Annotated in this window: 16 protein-coding genes, 4 tRNA genes and 1 other RNA gene; 7 read left to right on the plus strand and 14 right to left on the minus strand. The window is 72.1% G+C overall.

What is annotated here, in order from left to right; genetic code table 11:
• Positions 1 to 110: 110 nt before the first annotated feature.
• Genes purL through purS form a run of 3 tightly spaced genes read right to left on the minus strand, consistent with a single transcriptional unit; the run spans position 111 to position 3315 of the window.
• On the minus strand, positions 111 to 2369 hold the full coding sequence (gene purL, locus ACZ5CZ_RS14480) for a phosphoribosylformylglycinamidine synthase subunit PurL (RefSeq protein WP_468942688.1): 2259 nt from the start codon (positions 2367 to 2369) through the stop codon (positions 111 to 113).
• On the minus strand, positions 2366 to 3046 hold the full coding sequence (purQ, locus tag ACZ5CZ_RS14485) for a phosphoribosylformylglycinamidine synthase subunit PurQ (RefSeq protein WP_385841380.1): 681 nt from the start codon (positions 3044 to 3046) through the stop codon (positions 2366 to 2368). Before purQ ends, purL begins: the two co-directional genes overlap by 4 nt.
• Positions 3043 to 3315: a phosphoribosylformylglycinamidine synthase subunit PurS gene (gene purS / locus ACZ5CZ_RS14490; protein ID WP_385841381.1), complete on the minus strand. Its 273-nt coding sequence runs from the start codon at positions 3313 to 3315 to the stop codon at positions 3043 to 3045. The genes purQ and purS overlap by 4 nt, the downstream gene beginning before the upstream one ends.
• A 309-nt stretch (positions 3316 to 3624) precedes the next feature.
• Here purS and ACZ5CZ_RS14495 point away from each other — a divergent pair, with 309 nt between their 5' ends.
• The 4 genes from ACZ5CZ_RS14495 to ACZ5CZ_RS14510 all read left to right on the plus strand — a co-directional run bounded on the left by ACZ5CZ_RS14495 (position 3625) and on the right by ACZ5CZ_RS14510 (position 4809).
• Entirely contained in the window at positions 3625 to 3942 is a 318-nt protein-coding gene (locus tag ACZ5CZ_RS14495) for a histone-like nucleoid-structuring protein Lsr2 (protein ID WP_385841383.1), read from the plus strand.
• A gap of 198 nt (positions 3943 to 4140) precedes the next feature.
• Positions 4141 to 4212: transfer RNA gene (locus ACZ5CZ_RS14500), tRNA-Gly, on the plus strand.
• 79 nt (positions 4213 to 4291) lie between these two features.
• Positions 4292 to 4364 (plus strand) — tRNA-Gly (locus tag ACZ5CZ_RS14505).
• A gap of 369 nt (positions 4365 to 4733) precedes the next feature.
• Positions 4734 to 4809: transfer RNA gene (locus tag ACZ5CZ_RS14510), tRNA-Gly, on the plus strand.
• 65 nt (positions 4810 to 4874) lie between these two features.
• On the opposite strand, the gene ACZ5CZ_RS14515 is transcribed toward ACZ5CZ_RS14510, so the two are convergent.
• The 6 genes from ACZ5CZ_RS14515 to ffs all read right to left on the minus strand — a co-directional run bounded on the left by ACZ5CZ_RS14515 (position 4875) and on the right by ffs (position 13795).
• Positions 4875 to 5774, minus strand: a complete 900-nt coding sequence (locus tag ACZ5CZ_RS14515; protein WP_385841384.1) for a phosphoribosylaminoimidazolesuccinocarboxamide synthase — start codon at positions 5772 to 5774, stop codon at positions 4875 to 4877.
• A 70-nt stretch (positions 5775 to 5844) separates the two neighbouring features.
• Entirely contained in the window at positions 5845 to 7323 is a 1479-nt protein-coding gene (locus ACZ5CZ_RS14520; RefSeq protein WP_385841385.1) for a N,N-dimethylformamidase beta subunit family domain-containing protein, read from the minus strand.
• 275 nt (positions 7324 to 7598) lie between these two features.
• Complete coding sequence (locus ACZ5CZ_RS14525) at positions 7599 to 9500, minus strand: hypothetical protein (RefSeq protein ID WP_468942693.1); 1902 nt, start codon at positions 9498 to 9500, stop codon at positions 7599 to 7601.
• 299 nt (positions 9501 to 9799) lie between these two features.
• On the minus strand, positions 9800 to 11065 hold the full coding sequence (gene purD / locus ACZ5CZ_RS14530; protein WP_385841387.1) for a phosphoribosylamine--glycine ligase: 1266 nt from the start codon (positions 11063 to 11065) through the stop codon (positions 9800 to 9802).
• 151 nt (positions 11066 to 11216) lie between these two features.
• On the minus strand, positions 11217 to 13649 hold the full coding sequence (locus tag ACZ5CZ_RS14535; RefSeq protein WP_468942696.1) for a DNA polymerase III subunit gamma and tau: 2433 nt from the start codon (positions 13647 to 13649) through the stop codon (positions 11217 to 11219).
• Positions 13650 to 13696: 47 nt separating this feature from the next.
• Positions 13697 to 13795, minus strand: an RNA gene (gene ffs, locus ACZ5CZ_RS14540) — signal recognition particle sRNA small type.
• A 72-nt stretch (positions 13796 to 13867) separates the two neighbouring features.
• Between ffs and ACZ5CZ_RS14545 the strand changes: the two genes are divergently transcribed.
• Positions 13868 to 13952, plus strand: a tRNA-Ser gene (locus tag ACZ5CZ_RS14545).
• 85 nt (positions 13953 to 14037) lie between these two features.
• Here the strand turns inward: ACZ5CZ_RS14545 and ACZ5CZ_RS14550 are convergent.
• From ACZ5CZ_RS14550 to ACZ5CZ_RS14560, 3 genes are read right to left on the minus strand one after another with little or no spacing between them, the layout of a single operon-like run.
• Positions 14038 to 15021: a hypothetical protein gene (locus tag ACZ5CZ_RS14550; protein ID WP_468942699.1), complete on the minus strand. Its 984-nt coding sequence runs from the start codon at positions 15019 to 15021 to the stop codon at positions 14038 to 14040.
• Between the two features lie 5 nt (positions 15022 to 15026).
• Positions 15027 to 15932: an ABC transporter ATP-binding protein gene (locus ACZ5CZ_RS14555; RefSeq protein ID WP_468942701.1), complete on the minus strand. Its 906-nt coding sequence runs from the start codon at positions 15930 to 15932 to the stop codon at positions 15027 to 15029.
• Between the two features lie 14 nt (positions 15933 to 15946).
• The gene (locus ACZ5CZ_RS14560; protein ID WP_385841392.1) at positions 15947 to 16093 is read right to left on the minus strand and encodes a hypothetical protein; all 147 of its coding nucleotides are present in this window, start codon (positions 16091 to 16093) and stop codon (positions 15947 to 15949) included.
• Positions 16094 to 16264: 171 nt separating this feature from the next.
• On the opposite strand from ACZ5CZ_RS14560, the gene ACZ5CZ_RS14565 reads away from it, so the two are divergent.
• Together ACZ5CZ_RS14565 and ACZ5CZ_RS14570 are read left to right on the plus strand one after the other, a co-directional pair.
• Positions 16265 to 17407 (plus strand): sensor histidine kinase, encoded by a 1143-nt coding sequence (locus tag ACZ5CZ_RS14565; protein ID WP_385841394.1) that lies wholly within the window; start codon positions 16265 to 16267, stop codon positions 17405 to 17407.
• Positions 17404 to 18072, plus strand: coding sequence for a response regulator (locus ACZ5CZ_RS14570; RefSeq protein WP_468942705.1), 669 nt, complete (start codon positions 17404 to 17406; stop codon positions 18070 to 18072). The genes ACZ5CZ_RS14565 and ACZ5CZ_RS14570 overlap by 4 nt, the downstream gene beginning before the upstream one ends.
• Positions 18073 to 18217: 145 nt before the next feature.
• On the opposite strand, the gene ACZ5CZ_RS14575 is transcribed toward ACZ5CZ_RS14570, so the two are convergent.
• The gene (locus ACZ5CZ_RS14575; protein WP_468942708.1) at positions 18218 to 18388 is read right to left on the minus strand and encodes a hypothetical protein; all 171 of its coding nucleotides are present in this window, start codon (positions 18386 to 18388) and stop codon (positions 18218 to 18220) included.
• A gap of 48 nt (positions 18389 to 18436) precedes the next feature.
• Positions 18437 to 18676, minus strand: a complete 240-nt coding sequence (locus ACZ5CZ_RS14580) for a hypothetical protein (protein ID WP_468942711.1) — start codon at positions 18674 to 18676, stop codon at positions 18437 to 18439.
• Positions 18677 to 18908 lie beyond the last annotated feature (232 nt).

An 18908-nucleotide genomic window follows, 5' to 3' on the forward strand; every position in this document is an offset into this window, starting at 1 on the left:
CAGCCGTCAGGTTGGCTTGACGGCGTACCGCCGGATGCGACCTCCGCCACATTCACCGGCGAAGGGCCCGCCCGGACGGTGCCGGGCGGGCCCTCGGGTCGTACGACCGCTTACGCCAGGAGCGCCGGGATCGTCTCCTCGTGGGCCGTGCGCAGCTCCTCCAGGGAGAGGGTGAACTCGCCCTGGACGTCCACCGAGTCGCCGTCGACGACACCGATCCGGGTGGCCGGCAGACCACGCGCACCGCACATGTCGTTGAAGCGGACCTCCTCCGAGCGCGGCACGGCGACGATCGCACGGCCGGCCGACTCGGACAGCAGGAAGGTGAAGGCGTCCAGGCCGTCGGGGACGACCAGACGGGCGCCCTTGCCGCCGAGCAGGGCCGACTCGACCACGGCCTGGATCAGACCGCCGTCGGACAGGTCGTGCGCGGAGTCGATCATGCCGTCGCGGGAGGCGGAGATCAGGATCTCGGCCAGCAGCCGCTCCCGCTCCAGGTCGACCTTCGGGGGCAGACCTCCCAGGTGGTCGTGGATGACCTGGGACCAGGCCGAGCCGCCGAACTCCTCGCGGGTGTCGCCGAGGAGGTAGAGCAGCTGGCCCTCCTCCTGGAAGGCGACCGGGGTGCGGCGCGCGACGTCGTCGATCACACCGAGGACCGCCACGACCGGGGTCGGGTGGATGGCGGCCTCGCCGGTCTGGTTGTACAGGGAGACGTTGCCGCCGGTCACCGGGGTGCCGAGCTGGAGGCAGCCGTCCGCCAGACCGCGCACGGCCTCGGCGAACTGCCACATCACCGCCGGGTCCTCGGGCGAGCCGAAGTTCAGGCAGTCGGAGACCGCGAGCGGCTTCGCACCGGTGGTGGCGACATTGCGGTACGCCTCCGCGAGGGCCAGCTGGGCGCCGGTGTACGGGTCCAGCTTGGCGTAGCGGCCGTTGCCGTCCGTCGCGATGGCGACGCCGAGGCCGCTCTCCTCGTCGATGCGGATCATGCCCGAGTCCTCGGGCTGCGCCAGCACCGTGTTGCCCTGCACGAAGTGGTCGTACTGGGAGGTGATCCACTTCTTGGAGGCCTGGTTCGGGGAGCCGACCAGCTTCAGGACCTGCTCCTTGAGCTCCTCGCTCGTCCGCGGGCGCGGCAGCTTGTTCGCGTCGTCCGCCTGGAGGGCGTCCTGCCAGTCGGGACGGGCGTACGGGCGCTCGTAGGTCGGGCCCTCGTGGGCGACCGTGCGCGGGTCGACGTCCACGATCTTCTCGCCGTGCCAGAAGATCTCCAGCCGGTCGCCGTCGGTCACCTCACCGATGACGGTGGCGATGACGTCCCACTTCTCGCAGATCTCCAGGAAGCGGTCGACCTTCTCGGGCTCCACGACCGCGCACATGCGCTCCTGCGACTCGCTCATGAGGATCTCCTCGGGCGAGAGCGTGGAGTCGCGCAGCGGCACGTCGTCCAGGGTGACGGTCATGCCGCCGGAGCCGTTGGAGGCCAGCTCGGAGGTGGCGCAGGACAGACCGGCCGCGCCGAGGTCCTGGATGCCGACGACCAGCTTCTCCCGGAACGCCTCCAGGGTGCACTCGATGAGGAGCTTCTCCTGGAAGGGGTCGCCGACCTGGACGGCGGGACGCTTCGACGGCTTGGCGTCGTCGAAGGTCTCCGAGGCGAGGATCGAGGCGCCGCCGATGCCGTCGCCGCCGGTCCGGGCGCCGTACAGGATGACCTTGTTGCCCGCGCCGGAGGCCTTCGCCAGGTGGATGTCCTCGTGCCGCATCACACCGATGGCACCCGCGTTGACCAGCGGGTTGCCCTGGTAGCAGGCGTCGAAGACGACCTCGCCGCCGATGTTGGGCAGGCCCAGGCAGTTGCCGTAGCCGCCGATGCCGGCGACCACGCCCGGCAGCACGCGCTTGGTGTCGGGGTGGTCGGCCGCGCCGAAGCGCAGCGGGTCCACCACGGCGACCGGGCGGGCACCCATCGCGATGATGTCGCGGACGATGCCGCCGACACCCGTGGCCGCGCCCTGGTAGGGCTCGACGTACGACGGGTGGTTGTGCGACTCGACCTTGAAGGTCACGGCGTAACCCTGGCCGACGTCCACCACGCCCGCGTTCTCGCCGATGCCGACGAGCATCGCGTCCGACTGGGGCGCCTTCTCGCCGAACTGGCGCAGGTGGACCTTGGAGGACTTGTACGAGCAGTGCTCGGACCACATGACCGAGTACATGGCGAGTTCGGCGCCGGTCGGGCGGCGGCCGAGGATCTCCACCACCCGCTCGTACTCGTCCTTCTTCAGGCCGAGTTCGGCCCAGGGCAGCTCGACGTCGGGGGTCGCGGCCGCGTGCTCGACCGTGTCCAGAGGCGTCCGGCTCATGCGTTGACCAGCTTCTTGAGGATCGAGGTGAAGAAGGGGAGGCCGTCGGTGCGGCCGGTGCCGATCAGCGGCTCGACGGCGTGCTCCGGGTGAGGCATGAGGCCCACGACGTTGCCGGCCTCGTTGGTGATGCCGGCGATGTCGCGGAGCGAGCCGTTGGGATTGAAGTCCAGGTACCGGAAGACGACCCGGCCCTCCGCCTCCAGCTTGTCGAGCGTGTACTCGTCGGCGACGTACCGGCCGTCCATGTTCTTCAGCGGGATGTGGATCTCCTGGCCCTGGCGGTAGTCGCCGGTCCAGGCCGTCTCCGCGTTCTCCACCCGCAGCTTCTGGTCGCGGCAGATGAAGTGGAGGTGGTCGTTGCCGAGCATCCCGCCCGGGAGGAGGTGGGCCTCGGTCAGGATCTGGAAGCCGTTGCAGATACCGAGGACCGGCAGACCGGCCTTCGCCTGTTCGATCACGGAGTCCATCACCGGCGAGAACCGGGAGATGGCCCCGGCCCGCAGATAGTCGCCGTAGGAGAAGCCGCCGGGCAGCACCACGGCGTCGACCTGCTTGAGGTCCTTGTCCTTGTGCCACAGGGCGACCGGCTCGGCGCCCGCGAGGCGGATCGCGCGCTGGGTGTCCCGGTCGTCGAGGCTGCCCGGGAAAGTGACGACGCCAATACGAGCGGTCACTTGGCCGCCTCCGCGACTTCCGCCGGCTCTTCCACCTTGACGGTGAAGTCCTCGATCACGGTGTTGGCGAGGAAGGATTCCGCAAGATCGTGGATGCGGGCGAGCACGGCCTCGTCAACCGGCCCGTCAACTTCCAGTTCGAAACGCTTTCCCTGACGTACGTCCGAGATCCCCTCGAATCCCAGGCGCGGCAGCGCACGCTGGACCGCCTGGCCCTGGGGGTCGAGGATCTCCGGCTTGAGCATGACGTCGACTACGACGCGTGCCACTGGCACTCCCGGTGTGTGGTGCTGAGCAGGTTCCTTCAGACTACCCGCACAAAATTTCTACGCGGGTAGAGTTGTAGGAAACTACGTGAGGCGCATCACGATCGGGTGTCGAAGCCGTACGCTCGGCAAAAATTCTGGGAAAGTTCCCCAGTCCGCCCGCGAGACCTATTGATCCGGGACACGCGGAGGGATTTAGTCGGGCTTCACTTTGCATTGCCAGGCACTGTACAAATGAATTGGCAATAGCCGATACTCGGCACGTCATCGCGTTGAGCTGTATCGACGTGCCGCACGAAGGGACCGATATTCGTGGCGCAAAAGGTCGTGGTCACTCTCTTCGACGACATCGACGGCTCTGAAGCAGCGGAAACGATCGCCTTCGGACTCGACGGCAAGTCGTACGAGATCGACCTGAACGAAACCAACGCCAAGAAACTGCGTACGGCGCTCGCGCCCTACGTCGAGGCCGGCCGCAAGCGCTCGCGGTCCGGCAAGGCGTACAAGCAGACCGAGGTCGCGCCCGACCCGGCGGCCGTCCGCGCCTGGGCACAGGCCAACAAGATGGACGTCCCCGCGCGCGGACGCATCCCCAAGAAGGTCTACGAGGCGTTCAGCGCCGCGCAGTGAGCCCCGCCCAGGGGCCGGCCGAGCCCGCGAAGGGGCAGCCCTCAGGGTCCGTCAGCGCTCCCTGAGGGCCGTTCACTTGGGCCCGGCGACGGTGCGCGGGCGGTCTACGGGGAGCCGACTTGCGCTACCCCCCTGCTGATCAGCTAATGTCTGGAGCACGCCGAGGGGCGAGGCCGAAAGGCCGGATCCCAAGGACATGCGGGTGTAGTTCAGTAGTAGAACATCCCCCTTCCAGGGGGAAGGCGCAGTGTGCGATTCCTGTCACCCGCTCTGACACCGGTCAGAACCACTCTTGTGGATCAGGTAGGCTGGTGTTCGCACCGATCGGTGGGAGCCGGTCGGGAGCAGTGCGGACGTAGCTCAGTTGGTAGAGCGCAACCTTGCCAAGGTTGAGGTCGCGAGTTCGAGCCTCGTCGTCCGCTCGGGAAAAAGACCCCGGTCCTCTGGACCGGGGTCTTTTCTATGCGCGCGCACTTCCGATATCGGAGCGACCCGCTCGCACGCCCCCGCTCGAACACCTGTGAACGTCGCCACATCCAGGCCTTCCCCGGGCGCACCGGAAAGGCCCCGCGATCGGCGCCGAGGACTCGCGAGACATCCTGTAGGGGACGGCGAAAGCCCTGACAGCAGGCCGAAGTTGACTGCCGGAAGGCCGGCCGGGGGAACTCACGGAGATCGCCGGAGCGCCCCTTCCCCACCACTGCCGGATCCAGTGCCGAGCACCTCTCCGCGGAAGTGTGTCCCGCACCCCCGCCGGGTTGGGTATAGTTGCTCTCGCGCCACGGCGCAAGGCGGACGTAGCTCAGTTGGTAGAGCGCAACCTTGCCAAGGTTGAGGTCGCGAGTTCGAGCCTCGTCGTCCGCTCCAGAGAAAAGCCCCCCGGCTTCCACCGGGGGGCTTCTTCGTGTTCTACGGCATTCCGTCGGCGCGCCCTACGACCAGCGGGTGCCGGTCAGCCGCTCGTAGGCCTCCACGTACTTCTGCCGGGTCGCGGCCACGACGTGCTCCGGCAGCTCCGGCGGCGGCTGCTCGCTCTTGCGGTCCCAGCCGGACTCGGCGGAGGTCAGCCAGTCCCGGACGAACTGCTTGTCGTACGACGGCTGCGCCCGGCCCGGCTGCCACTGGTCGGCCGGCCAGAAGCGGGACGAGTCCGGGGTGAGGACCTCGTCGGCCAGGACCAGCTCGTCGCCCTCGAAGCCGAACTCGAACTTGGTGTCCGCCAGGATGATCCCCCGTTCGCGGGCGATGTCCCGGGCGCGCGAGTACACCGCCAGGGTGGCCTGGCGCAGCTGGGCGGCGGTCTCGGCGCCGACCTGGCGGGCGACCTCCTCGTAGGAGACGTTCTCGTCGTGCTCGCCGACCTCGGCCTTGGTGGCCGGGGTGAAGATCGGGGCGGGCAGTTCGGAGCCGTCGACCAGGCCCTCGGGGAGGGCCAGGCCGCAGACCGTCCGGGACTCGTCGTACTCCAGCAGGCCCGAGCCGGTGAGATAGCCGCGCGCCACGCACTCCACGGGGACCATCTTCAGCGACTTGCAGATCAGCGTGCGGCCCGCCCAGTCGGCGGGGGCGCCCTCGGGCAGCTCGGTGCTGATCACATGGTTGGTGGCCAGGTCACGCAGCTGGTCGAACCACCACAGGGAGAGCTGGGTGAGGATGCGCCCCTTGTCGGGGATCTCCGTGGGCAGCACCCAGTCGTAGGCGGACATACGGTCGCTGGCGACCATCACGAGGTCGCCCGCCTCGTTCCGGTACAGCTCGCGCACCTTTCCGGTGTGCAGGTGCACCAGGCCCGGAACCTGAATCGGCTCGGGCTTTTCTACGAATCCGGACACGGTTCCTCCCCGTGGTTCTGTCCAAGTGCCTCGATTCTCCCTTACGGGGGCGATGGGTTTCGGTCAGGGGTCAGTCGCGTTTGCAGATGCGGTCCAGCAGGTTCGCCGTGGCGCGCTGGATCCGGGGGTCCACATGGCCGGGGCGGTCCAGCGCCGGGGACCAGGCGAAGGTGCCGGAGGCGAACACCCAGGCGCCGGAGGGGGCCCGGTAGAGGGAGGTCTCCTGGTGGCGCAGGACGCCGGCGGTGTCGGTGTAGGGCGAGTGGGCGAGCAGGATGCGCTCGTCGTGCTCGGGCAGCGGGGTGCGCGGGAAGTAGCGGTCCGCCTCACCGGCCACCAGCCCCGGGATCTCGTCGCCCTCGACCGCCCCGGTCGCCTCCCACAGCCAGTGGCCGGCGTTGCGGACGACCAGCGGGTGCGGCTCGGGGACGCGGCCCGCGTACTGGATGCCGACCAGTTGCTGCTCGGGCCGGTCGATCTCCCGCCACAGCACCGGTTTGCCGGGTCCCTTGCGCTTGCGGCAGGTCAGCAGCCGGTCCGGGACGCCGGACGGCGAGGGGGCCAACTCCACCTGCCAGTACATGGTGTTGGCCGACAGGAACACCAGCGAGGTGCCCCGGTCCCGGGCGCCCTCGACGGCCCGGCGCATCGGCACCGACCAGTACTCGTCGTGGCCGGGGAAGACCAGCCCCCGGTAGCGGGCGGGGTCGACGCGGCCGGCGTGCAGGTCGCGGGCGTCGGCGTAGGCCAGGTCGTAGCCGTAGCGCTCGGCCCAGCGGATGAAGTCGTAGGCGTGGCCCACGTGGAGCGGGAGGCCGGCGCCGGCGTAGGGGCGGTCGAAGGAGACCGTGGTGGCCGCGTCCGCCTCGCCCAGCAGCCGGCCCTGCTCGTCCCAGGCGTGGTAGAGGCTGGCGCCGGTACGGCCGTCCTCCGGATAGAGGTTGTACGCCTGCCAGGTGATGTCCGGCAGCAGCAGGAGCAGGTCCGCCGGGCGGTCGTCGCGGACCGTGAAGGGCACATGGGAGCGGTAGCCGTCGGCGGTGGTCAGCACGGCCACATAGGCACCGGTGTGCCAGTGGGCGGGCACCTGGAGGCGCCAGGACAGCCACCAGTGGTGGCAGGAGACCGTGCGGTCGGCGGCCAGCGGCGGCGGCTGCACGATGCCCGACAGCCGGGGGCTGGTGGTGATCTTGGCTGCGCCGTCGCCGCCGTAGTGGCCGATCCGGTAGACGTCGACACCGAACTCCTGCGGCGGGTCGACGGTGATGTGGAAGTCGATCGCCTCGCCGGGCGCGACCGCGCCGGTGGCGGTGAAGCCCTTGATCTGCCGGTGCACGTCGTCGGCCGAGCGCGGGCCGGGCACGCGCGGGGCGGTGCGCACGCCGGTCAGCTGCTGCGGGCCCGGGTCGACGTACCACGGCAGGATGGCGCCGGAGTCGTAGTAGGTCTCGCTTCCGCGCAGCCAGGGCACCGGGCCCAGGCCGAAGGGGTCCGTGACGGCGTGCGCGAGTGCTCCGGACTCCCAGCGGGGGATGTGGTCCGAGGCCATGGTCGCTTCCCCTCCCTCGTGCCCCCGTGTGCTGTGTCGGTGGTGAACGGTGGTGGTCGGTGGTGATCGCTCGCGGTGCTGGGGTGGTGCTCGGCGGGCGCGGCCGGCTCACGGTGCCCGGCTGTGCTGTCGTATGTCGCACGCCTTTGCCAAGGGCGTGGTCGTCCCAGCACATCACATAACGCACGGGCTCGGTCACTACTCGTTGCGAATTGACCTGAAGTGGAAGTCCCTGCTCCGTTACAGCCGGTGATACGACCGTCGGACCAGGGCCCTCAGACGAGTCGTACGGGCTTCTCCGGGCGTATCCCGGACGCGGCCAGCCAGTCGCGCAGCGGGCCCGGGTCCCCCTCCTCGATCAGCCGGAGCACGCGGGGTGTCAGATCGGCGGCCCGCTCGCCGTCGAGCAGCAGCGCCGGGCCGTCCAGCCAGTCCAGGGCCGGGACCGCTCCGGCGGTGTCGACGGCCGCACAGCACACCATCGCCGTGACGTGGTCGGTGAGCAACTCCCGTGCCGTGCGCGGGGGTTGCAGCGGGGACAGCGGAAGTCCGCCGCCGTCCCACAGGGCGCTCTCGGGGCCCTGGCCGGGGGTGCCGGGACCGGCCGGCGCGGCGGCCTCCTCGCGGGCCAGCTGGGCGCAGAGCCCGGCGGCCAGCGCGGCGCTGCGTTCGGTGCCGGGGTCGGTGTCCTCGTCGTCGTCCAGGTTCGGGCAGCCGTCGGCGTCGTACGGGGCCGGGTAGGCGTCGGCGTCGTACGGGTCCGGATAGGCGTCGGCGTCGTACGGGCCCGGGTAGCCGTCGGCGTCGTACGGCTCGGCATTCGGGTCCGGGTCCGGGTCCGGGCCGGCGGCCGTGGGGCGGGGGTGCGGGGGCCGGGCGAGGGGCGGGTCCTCGGGCGGGAGCTCGGTGAGGTGGTCCAGGACCCGGGCCAGCGTGGGTCCGCCGGGGTCGGGGACCGCCGGGTCGAGGGAGGGGCGGACGCCGAGGGAGTCCAGGACCCGGTGCAGCCGGGCCGCGTCCGCGCGCCAGGTGCGGTCCACCACCTCCTCCGGGTACGCCTGCCAGTCGACCGGGGCCCAGTCGGGGCCGGGCTCGGCGGGGCCGCCGTGGAAGAGGCGGGCGGCGAGCAGGGAGGTGGCCTCGTCCACCGAGCCGGGCTCCTCCAGGAGGTCGCAGGCGGGCCGCTCGCCGAGCCGGGAGGCGAAGCCCTCGGCGAGGCGGTCGCGGCGGGACAGCTCGGTGAGCGCGGCGACCACCCCCGCGTCCAGCCGGGACGGCCAGCGGCCCATCCGCCAGGCGGGCAGCGCGACCCGGGTCAGCAGCCGGTCCCAGCCCGCGTAGGCGAGGCCGACCTGTTCCTGCGCGACGATCCGCAGGCCGTAGTCCACCGACTGGGCCCGCTCCGCCGCCGCGGCCGCCACCCCGCGCTCCATCTGCGTCGCATGCTCCTGGCAGCCGCGCAGCATCAGCCGCGCCACCCAGCCGAGCGCCCCGCACACCCCTCGGGCCAGCGGTCGGCGGCCCTGCGCCGAGGCGACCGCCACCGCCGCGTCCAGCCCGCGCACGAAGCGCCGGGCGGCGGCTATGTCGGGGTGGGCGGAGGGGCCCGTACCGGCGACGACCGGGGCGAGGACGGCGCGCAGCTCGCCGACGCGCATCCACCACAGGAACGGGGAGCCGATGACCAGCACCGGCGCCGCGGGGGCGCGGTGCCGACGGCCCGGGGGCGCCGTCCCGTCGGGCGCCGGGCGCGGCGGCGGGCCGTGGGCCGAGCGGCTGCGGTCCTCCAGCCAGCTGTCGCAGTCCGGGGTGAGCGCTATGGCCGAGGGCGCGGGCACGTCCAGCCGGTCGGCCAGGTCCCGCACCATCCGGTACAGGTCCGGGGCGGACTCCTCCCGGATCGGCACCGTGGGACTCATGGCGGGGCGGGCGCGGGCCACGACCAGGGCGACGCCGGCCGCGGCCAGCAGCACCAGCACGGCGAGCACGCCCACGATCCAGCGGGCCGCGTCCCAGCCGGGGCCGACGAGATGGCCGGTGGAGCCACCGGCCAGCAGGATCACCGCGGCGCCCGCGGGCAGCACGGCCACCGCCAGCGCCCGGCCCCGGACCCGCAGCACGGCAAGGGCGCGGGAGCGCGCGGCCTGCGCGCCCATCTCCATACCGATCCCGGTCACGAGCCGTCCTCGCCCCCTCCCTGCCGATGCCGTGCCGTCCTGGTCTTGCTCACTCCCCCACTGTGGCACCCGCCACTGACATCGCAATGCCGGTGGGCCAAGTGCCGGAACGCTTGCGCGGCACCCTAGTTGGGGGTCCGGCCCCCGTCAGCCGTATGGGCGATTGCTCACTCGATGGAATGGCTTTGGGCAGAGGTGGGTGACAGAAAGCGAAGATCGGGCCCCGGATTCCGTTCCGGGGCCCGATCGGGTACGTCCGCTGCCGTCACCTCGGCTTACGCCTGGCTGGCCGCCTGCGCTTACGCCTGGGTGGCCGCCTCTGCCGCCGCCTTGGCCGCGATGTCCGTGCGGTGCTGGGCGCCGTCGAGGCGGATCCGGCCCACCGCCCGGTACGCGCGCTCGCGCGCCTCGGTCAGGTCCTTGCCGGTCGCCGTGACGGACAGCACCCGGCCGCCCGCGCTGACCACCGCGTCGCCGTCCCGCCGGGTCCCGGCGTGCAGCACGTACGCGTGCGGGGCGTCCTCGGCGGCCACCTCGTCCAGGCCGGTGATGGGGTCGCCGGTGCGCGGGGCGCCGGGGTAGTTGTGCGAGGCTACGACCACGGTGACGGCCGCGTCCTCGCTCCAGCGCAGCGGCGCCAGATCGGCGAGGGTGCCGGTCGCGGCGGCCAGCAGGACACCGGCCAGCGGGGTCTTCAGCCGGGCCAGTACGACCTGGGTCTCGGGGTCGCCGAAGCGGGCGTTGAACTCGATGACCCGGACGCCGCGGCTGGTGATGGCCAGACCGGCGTAGAGCAGCCCGGAGAACGGGGTGCCGCGGCGGTGCAGCTCGTCCACCGTCGGCTGGAGCACCGTCTGGAGCACCTCGTCGACGAGCTTGGGGTCGGCCCACGGCAGCGGGGAGTACGCGCCCATGCCGCCGGTGTTCGGGCCCTCGTCGCCGTCCAGGGCGCGCTTGAAGTCCTGGGCGGGCTGGAGCGGGACGACCGTCTCACCGTCGGTCACGGCGAAGAGGGAGACCTCGGGGCCGTCCAGGAACTCCTCGATGACCACGCGCTCGCAGCCGGCCGCGTGCTCCTTGGCGGCGGCCAGGTCGTCGGTGACGACCACGCCCTTGCCGGCGGCCAGCCCGTCGTCCTTGACGACGTAGGGGGGACCGAAGGCGTCCAGGGCGTCGGCGACCTCCTCCGGCGTGGTGCAGACGTAGGAGCGGGCGGTGGGCACCCCGGCCGCCGCCATGACGTCCTTGGCGAAGGCCTTGGAGCCTTCCAGGCGGGCGGCCTCGCGGGAGGGGCCGAAGACGGGGATGCCGGCCTCGCGGACGGCATCGGCGACCCCGGCGACCAGCGGGGCCTCCGGGCCCACGACGACCAGGTCGGCGCCGAGGCGGCCGGCCAGCCCGGCCACGGCCGCGCCGTCGAGCGCGTCGACCGGGTGCAGCTCGGCGACCTCGGCGATGCCGGCGTTGCCGGGGGCGCAGTGCAGCGCGGTGACGTCGGGGTCGAGGGACAGGGAGTGGCACAGGGCGTGTTCGCGGGCGCCGCTGCCGATGACGAGGACCTTCACGGGGGTCAGCCTACTGGCAAGGTCGCCGAAGCCCGGGGCCCGGGTTTGTCGGACTTTCCTCCAAAGGACCTCTTCTCCTCGTGCGGGAGGCCTCCGCTACCCGTCTGCTCGGAGACCTCCGCTGCCCGTTCGGGAGGCCTCCGTTGCCCGCCTACTCGTTGGAGAACTCCTCCACCACGGTCGCCCCCAGCTCCCGGACGATCAGTTCATGGCCGGAGAGGGCCGACTCGTCCAGGTCCGGGTCGTCGTCCTCCGGGATGTCGTCCTCCGGGGCCACCGGAGGCATGGGCGGCGGTTCGGGGGCCGCCGACCGCTGGGGGGCGGAGGGGGGCGCCGACTGGGCCCCGGGACGGCCCTGCCCGGCGGCAGAGGCCTGGGGGGAGCCCTGCTGGGGGGCGGCGGGGCGGGGGGCCGAGGGGGCGCCGTAGCCACCGCCGGGCGCGCCGCCGTAGCCGCCCGCGGAGGCGCCGCCGTAACCGCCTGTGCCGCCGAAGCCCTGCGCGCCGGCCGGGGGCGCGGAGCCACCGGACGGGTCGACGACCGCCTCGATCTTCCACTGCACGTTGAACTGCTCGGCCAGCGCCGCCCGCAGCACGTCCTCGCTGCCGCTGCCGGCGAAGTTGTCGCGGGCGCCGGCGTTGACGAAGCCGAGCTGGAGGGTGGTGCCGTCGAAGCCGGTCACCTGGGCGTTCTGGCTGAGCAGGATCCAGGTGAAGCGGCGGCGGTTCTTGACGGCCTCCAGGATGTTCGGCCACAGCGCGCGGGGGTCGAGACCGCCGACGGGAGCGGAGGCCGGGACCGGAGCGGGGGTGGCGGCCGGCGCGGGGTGGTGCTGCGGCTGCGCCTGGTGCTGGGGCTGGTGCTGCGGCTGTGCGGCCGCGGGACGGCTGGGGGTGGCCTGCGCCTGCGGTCCGCCCTGAGCGGTCTGACCGACCTGACCGCCTTGGCCGCCCGGTCCACCTGGACCGCCCGGTCCGCTGCCCGGAGCGGCGGCCGTGGGCCAGCCGCCGGGCCGCCGGCCTGCGCCCGCCGGGGCGGCGGTGGGCCAGGCGCCGGGGGCGGCCCCGGCCGCGGCCGCGGCCGGGGCGGGAGCGGCGGGCTCGGGAGCGACGGGCTCGGGCGCGGTGGGGGCGGGTGCTGCGGGGGCCGTGGGCGCGGCCGGGGCGGGCGGCCCGGCAGGAGTGGCCGGAGAGGCAGAAGGGGTCGGAGCAGGGGCCGGAGCCGGAGCCGGAGTAGATGGAACGGCCGGGGCGGAGGCATCCGCGCCACCGCCGTTGGACCGTACGGCCGCGCGGGCCGCGGCGGGGCCGCCGCCGGGCGGCACCGACGGCACGGGGACACCGCCGCCGTGGCCCGCGTGGCCACCATGGGCCTCGGGACCGGGGACGTACCCCATGGCGGGCGCGCCGCTCCCGGCCGAGAAGTTGACGCCGCGCTCCAGGCGGTCCAGGCGGGCCATCATCGAGCGCTCGTCGCCGTACGCGGCGGGCAGCAGCACGCGCGCGCAGATCAGCTCCAGCTGGAGCCGGGGCGAGGTGGCGCCGCGCATCTCCGTCAGGCCCTCGTTGACCAGGTCGGCGGCGCGGCTCAGCTCGGCGGCGCCGAAGGTGGAGGCCTGGGCCTGCATGCGCTCCAGGACGTCGGCCGGGGCGTCGATGAGCCCCTTCTCCGTGGCGTCCGGGACGGCCGCGAGGATCACCAGGTCGCGCAGCCGCTCCAGCAGGTCGGCGACGAACCGCCGCGGGTCGTTCCCGCCCTCGATGACGCGGTCCACGACCTCGAAGGCCGCGGCCCCGTCACCGGTGGCGAAGGCCTCCACGACGGAGTCGAGCAGCGAGCCGTCGGTGTAGCCGAGGAGGGAGGTGGCCATGGCATAGGTCACACCCTCGGCGCCCGCACCGGCGAGGAGCTGGTCCATGACGGACATGGAGTCACGGACGGAGCCGGCACCGGCGCGCACGACCAGCGGCAGCACGCCTTCCTCGACCGCGATGCCCTCCTTCTGGCACACCTCGGCGAGGTACTCCCGCAGGGTGCCGGGGGGCACGAGCCGGAAGGGGTAGTGGTGGGTACGGGACCGGATGGTCCCGATGACCTTCTCCGGCTCGGTCGTGGCGAAGATGAACTTCAGATGCTCCGGCGGCTCCTCGACGACCTTCAGGAGCGCGTTGAAGCCGGCCGACGTGACCATGTGGGCCTCGTCGATGATGTAGATCTTGTAGCGGCTGCTCGCGGGCCCGAAGAAGGCCTTCTCGCGCAGCTCGCGGGCGTCGTCCACGCCACCGTGGGAGGCGGCGTCGATCTCGATGACGTCGATCGAACCCGGGCCGTTGCGGGCGAGGTCCTGGCAGGACTGGCACTCCCCGCACGGCGTGGGGGTGGGACCCTGCTCACAGTTCAGACAGCGGGCGAGGATGCGCGCGCTGGTGGTCTTCCCGCAGCCGCGCGGTCCGCTGAACAGGTACGCGTGATTGACCCGGTTGTTCCGCAGCGCCTGCTGCAACGGGTCGGTGACATGCTCCTGCCCGATGACCTCGGCAAAGGTCTCGGGACGGTAGCGGCGGTACAGCGCGAGAGACGACACGCATACGAGGTTATAGGCGCCCACCGACAAAGGGCCCCGGCCGCAGGAACGCGAACGCCCCCCACGCACCCGCCAGAGCCGACCTACCCTTGCTGCCTTCCGGCCCTGGGGGAGTTCAGTCAGATAGCGCCGCGTGAGGGGCTGCGCACAGCGTACCCGATGCCGGCCTGCGAGAACGAGTTCGCAAGCACTCCCGTCGGTCATGTAATGTTTGCCGCGGAGGATTCGCCTAGAGGCCTAGGGCGCACGCTTGGAAAGCGTGTTGGGGGCAACCCCTCACGAGTTCGAATCTCGTATCCTCCGCCTTCACGAAGGCCCCGACCGGTTCGCCGGTCGGGGCCTTCGTCATGTCGGAGGCGAGCCGCCAGGGGTGCTTCCGGCGATTCCGTCAGGCGGGTTGCTTGCGGATGCGCCAGAAGGCGAGGGCGGCCAGGAAGGCTGTCAGGGCAGCGAAGAGTGCGGTCTCCGCGAACTGAAAGGTCCAGTAGCGGTCGGCCGGCTGTTCGGCAATCTCGACGTGGACGTTGCCCTTGGCCAGGCAGGTGGGCAATTCCGAGAGTGAGCTGTGGTTCATGCAGTCCTGGAACCAGGGTGTGTGGCCGACCTCCTTGCCGGAGGAGTCGAGGATGGCGCTGGTCTCGACGACCCATGGGCCGCCTGGGATGCGCAGGCCGCCGATGTCGCCGTAGGTGCCGATCTTGGTCAGGCGGCCGATCAGTTCGGCGGTGAGCGGGACCGAGGTGCGGGTCGGCGTCTGGTAGTGGGGGCGGATCAGGGCGGGGACGGCGATCTGGAGGGCGGCGAAGACCACCACGGTGGCGGCCATGGCCGGGACGGCACGGCGCAGGACCAGGCCCAGGGTGGCGCCCAGGACGAAGGAGAAGCCCGTGTAGGCGAGCGGGGCGAGGTTGCGGGAGGCAAAGAGCACCGGCTCGAACCGGTTGTTGAGGACGGTGGTGACCGGGCCCGCCGCCCAGGTGAGCAGCAGGCTGTACAGGCCCGCGGTGGCCACGCTCAGCAGGCCGACCAGTCCGAGTTTGGCGGCGAGCCAGCGACCACGGGTCACGCTCTGGTTCCACGCCAGGCGATGGGTGCCGGCCTCCAGTTCCCTGGCGATCAGCGGGGCTCCCCAGAAGACGCCGAGGGCGCCGGGGGCGGCAAGCAGCAGGTAGCCGAGCAGGTCGGTCTGGAGGCTGTAGCGGTCGGCGAAGGCTCCGAGCGGTCCCGCGCAGGACTCGCGGGTGGCGCAGTGGGCGAGGGTGTCGTCGTACGCGCCGTGGATCTGCCCGCCGAGCACGACCAGGTAGACGGCCAGGAGCACAAGTGCCCCGAGGCCGATGAGCGCCTGGGCGCGGAACTGGCGCCAGGTCATCCAGATCATAGGTGAGCCTCTGCAACGGTCGGGGTGGGGCGGCGGCCGGACTGTTCCGCCCGGCCGAGGTAGGCGAGGACCAGCTCTTCGAGGCCGACCTCGGCGACGGCCCAGGGGCCACCGGCCAGCAGTGCGCGGTCGGCGCGCACGACGGCGATGCTCTCGTGTTCGGTCCGGTCGGTGCGCAGGATGCTCTCGGCACCGGCGGGCAAGGCTGCGAGGTCCGTACGGCGGGCGGTCACCCGGACGTGGCGGTGGAGCAGGTCCACGACGTCGCCGGCCAGTTGAACGCGCGAGTCGGCCAGCACGATCAGGTGGTCGCACACCCGCTCCACGTCAGGGAGGGCGTGGGAGGAGAGGACGGCGGCGGCGCCGAGCTCCGTGACGGACTCCATCAGGTCGTCCAGGAACGTGTGCCGAGCCAGCGGGTCCAGGGCGGCGGCGGGCTCGTCGAAGATCAGCAGCTCGGGGCGTTTGGCGGCGGCGATGGTCAGGGCGAGCTGGGCGCGCTGGCCGCCGGAAAGCCGGCCGGCCTTGTGCCGGGGGTCGAGGTCGATCCGGGCGAGTCGGCGGTGGGCGAGGTCCGCGTCCCAGCCCGGGTTGAGCCGGGCACCCATCCGCAGGTGGTCGGCGACGGACAGGTCGGCGTAGACCGGGGTGTCCTGGGCGACGAAGCCCACCTTGGCCAGGTGGGCCGGACCGGCGGCGGGGGTGTCGCCCAGCACGCGGATCGTGCCCGAGCTGGGCGTGATCAGTCCACAGGCCAGTTGCAGCAGCGTCGACTTGCCCGCGCCGTTCGGGCCGACCAGCCCGATCACGCGGCCGGGCGGAACGTTCAGGTCGACGTCGGTGAGGGCGTGGTGGCGGCCGTACCGCTTGCCCAGACGCACGGCTTCGAGGACCGGTGTCATGTCGCTCCCCCCGGTCAGCCGCGCCGGGGGGCGCGCTGCGCGCGCAACGACCGGACGAGGCGGTACACGCCGTAGCCGACCGCGATCAGGACGGCCAGATTCAGGGCCCACCAGGCGTACAGCAGCGGGCTCCGCTCGGTCTTCTCGGCCTGGGCTGCCATGGCGAACACGACAGGGGCGGCAATCTCGGTGGGTGCAGAGGTGAAATGAAGCATGCGCCCAGCCTGCGGACCGGCCACGGCCACCACAGCGACCGAAAGGACGGTCCGCAGGCCGTCGAGTCGTACTTTCGGCTGGTTCGGGGCCGGAAGGGATCGCCTAGCGTGGTACGGGTGAGTAGAGCGGAACGGCTGGTCCGGCGGCCGGCGACCATGGTGAACGCCGCACTGGGACTGCTGTTCGCCTCAGTGCTGATCATCATGGCCGCCCAGTACGCGGCCCAGGGCAGGATCTGGGCATTCGACGTGGCGGTCGGCACCATGGTGTGCCTGCTCGCGCTCGGCCGCGAACGGCACCGGGGCTGGGCGGCGGCCCTCGGGCTGCTGGTGGCAGGCATCGCAGCGGTGATCGCCCGGTTCGCCCATCTGCCCGGTGAGCCGGGAGCCGCCGCGGTGCTCGGGCTACTCGTCCTCGGGGGCTCCGCCGCACGAGTGCTCGCCTGGCGGCAGGCCGGCGCCCTTGCGGCGGCCGGACTGGCTCTGATGGCGGCCGGTCTGCTGACCGTCGAGGCGCCGGGCACCCCGTTCCGGGTCGGGATCGAGGTCTGGACTCTGGCGCTGGGGGCCGGGCTCGGCCTGCGCTTCCTCGACCACCGCCGCCTGGCCGCCGCCGAGGCCGTACGCCAGGACGAACGGCTCGCCCTGGCACGGGAGTTGCACGATGTGGTCGCCCATCACATCACCGGCATGGTCGTCCAGACGCAGGCCGCCCGGATCGTGGCCAGGCGCCGGCCCGAGAGCCTGGACTCCACCCTCGCCGACGTCGAGGACGCCGGCGGCGAAGCACTCGCCGCGATGCGCCGAGTGGTCGGCCTGCTCCGCGACACCGAAGACGTCGCCACCACCGCCCCCACGGCGCCCAGCCAAGAGCAACTGGCCGAACTGGTACGACGGTTCGATGGTCACGGGCCCGAGGTGGAGCTGAGGATGCCCGCCGGACCGACCGAATGGCCGCCCGAGGTCGCCACCACCGTCCACCGGATCGTCCAGGAGGCGCTGACCAACATCGCCCGCCACGCCGCACACGCCCGCACCGCCACCGTCGACATCACCCACGGCACGGCGGAGGTCACCGTCACGGTCACCGATGACGCCGCCCCGGGGCGCACCCGGCACAAGCACCACGGCGGCTACGGCCTCATCGGCATGCGCGAACGGGTCGAGGCCATCGACGGACGGCTGTCGGCCGGGCCCGGCCAGGACGGCGGCTGGTCGGTCCGCGCCACCCTGCCGGTACCGGGGAGGGCGACCCGTTGAGCATCCGCGTCCTGCTCGCCGACGACCAGGCGATGATCCGCGGCGGCCTGCGCCTCATCCTGGAGGACCAGGACGACATCACCGTGATCGGCGAGGCCGCGGATGGCGCGGAGGCGGTCGAACTCGCCCGCCGGCTTCGGCCGGACGTGTGCCTGGTCGACATCCGGATGCCGGGGCTGGACGGCATCGCCGTCACCCGTGCCCTCGCCGGGCCCGGGGTCGCCGACCCTCTCAGGGTGGTCATCGTCACCACCTTCGACCTGGACGAATACGTACAGGGGGCGCTCCACGCGGGGGCGGTCGGCTTCGTCCTCAAGGGCGCCGCGCCCGCCCTCCTCGTCGAAGCCGTCCGAGCCGCGCACGCCGGAGACGCCCTGATCTCTCCGGCCGTCACCCTGCGCCTGCTACGCAACCTGGCCCCCGCCCGCACCACCTCGGCCGCCTCACCCGCCCAGCCGCTCTCCGCGCGGGAGACGGAGGTGATCAGGGCCATCGCCCGGGGCCGCACCAACCAGGAGATCGCCGCCGCTCTCTTCATCACGCTCAGCACGGTCAAGAGCCACCTGGCGACCATCCAGAACAAGCTCGGCGTCCGCAACCGCGTCGAGATCGCCGCCTGGGCCTGGGAGAGCCGGCTGATGGACACCCCGGAGGAACGTGCCTGAGCTCCTGCCGGCACGGTTCAGAGCCCAACCATCGGGTCGCTCCGCCGCAGGCCGGGACGCCTGCGGACCTCGCCGGACAACCGGACGAACGTGTGGAAAGCGTGTGGGGGCACCCCCTCCCGAGTCACGAGGATCAGAAGCACGGTCACGGCGGTGGGGCGGCCGTCGTGAAGCCGCCCGACCATGACCGACTCGATCTCTCCAGCCAGGACGAGCCGGAAGCACCTCGTACGGCCGAAAGTGAGGCGACGAGCCACGTCTCGGCGGCGCTGAGGCCGATGCCGGCGAAGCCCCAGTGGGCGAGGACGTAGGTCATGTCGGGGCAGCGTCGCCGACTGCGGGTCCGTGACTGGTAGGTGATCGGCTAGCGGCCGGAGTGGTCGATCACGTTGCCGTTCGAGCAGTTGTTGGTGTGATCGCCCACCCAGTCACCGAGGACAGGCACGACGGCCACCTCTTGGAGGCAGACCGCTGCGGCGGAGAAGTTCCAGTTGTTCGCGGCGTTGACGGCGTTCCCCAGGGCGTCGCCGGTGTCGGCGTCGGCGGGGGCGGCGATGGCCAGGGCGGCCGCGGTGAGGGCCACAGTCGCGATGATCTTGCGCATGTGTCGTGCAACGACCGACATCACCGGCAGGCACGGTCCCCGGTGGAGGTGTCACCCGCGCACCTGGCGGCGGTGGCGGCCGGGGTCTCCTCCTCGTCGCTCGGCTCCCGAAAGATCTGGGGATCTTCGCGGCAACCTTTTCGGCCTCTGTGACCACTCGGTGGTGTCCGGCCAAGTGGTCCGGTCAGACGCAACGGCTGAAAGAGAGCACACGCGTGTCCCTGGAACGAGA

The sequence above is a fragment of the Streptomyces sp. NPDC031418 genome, from assembly GCF_055581605.1.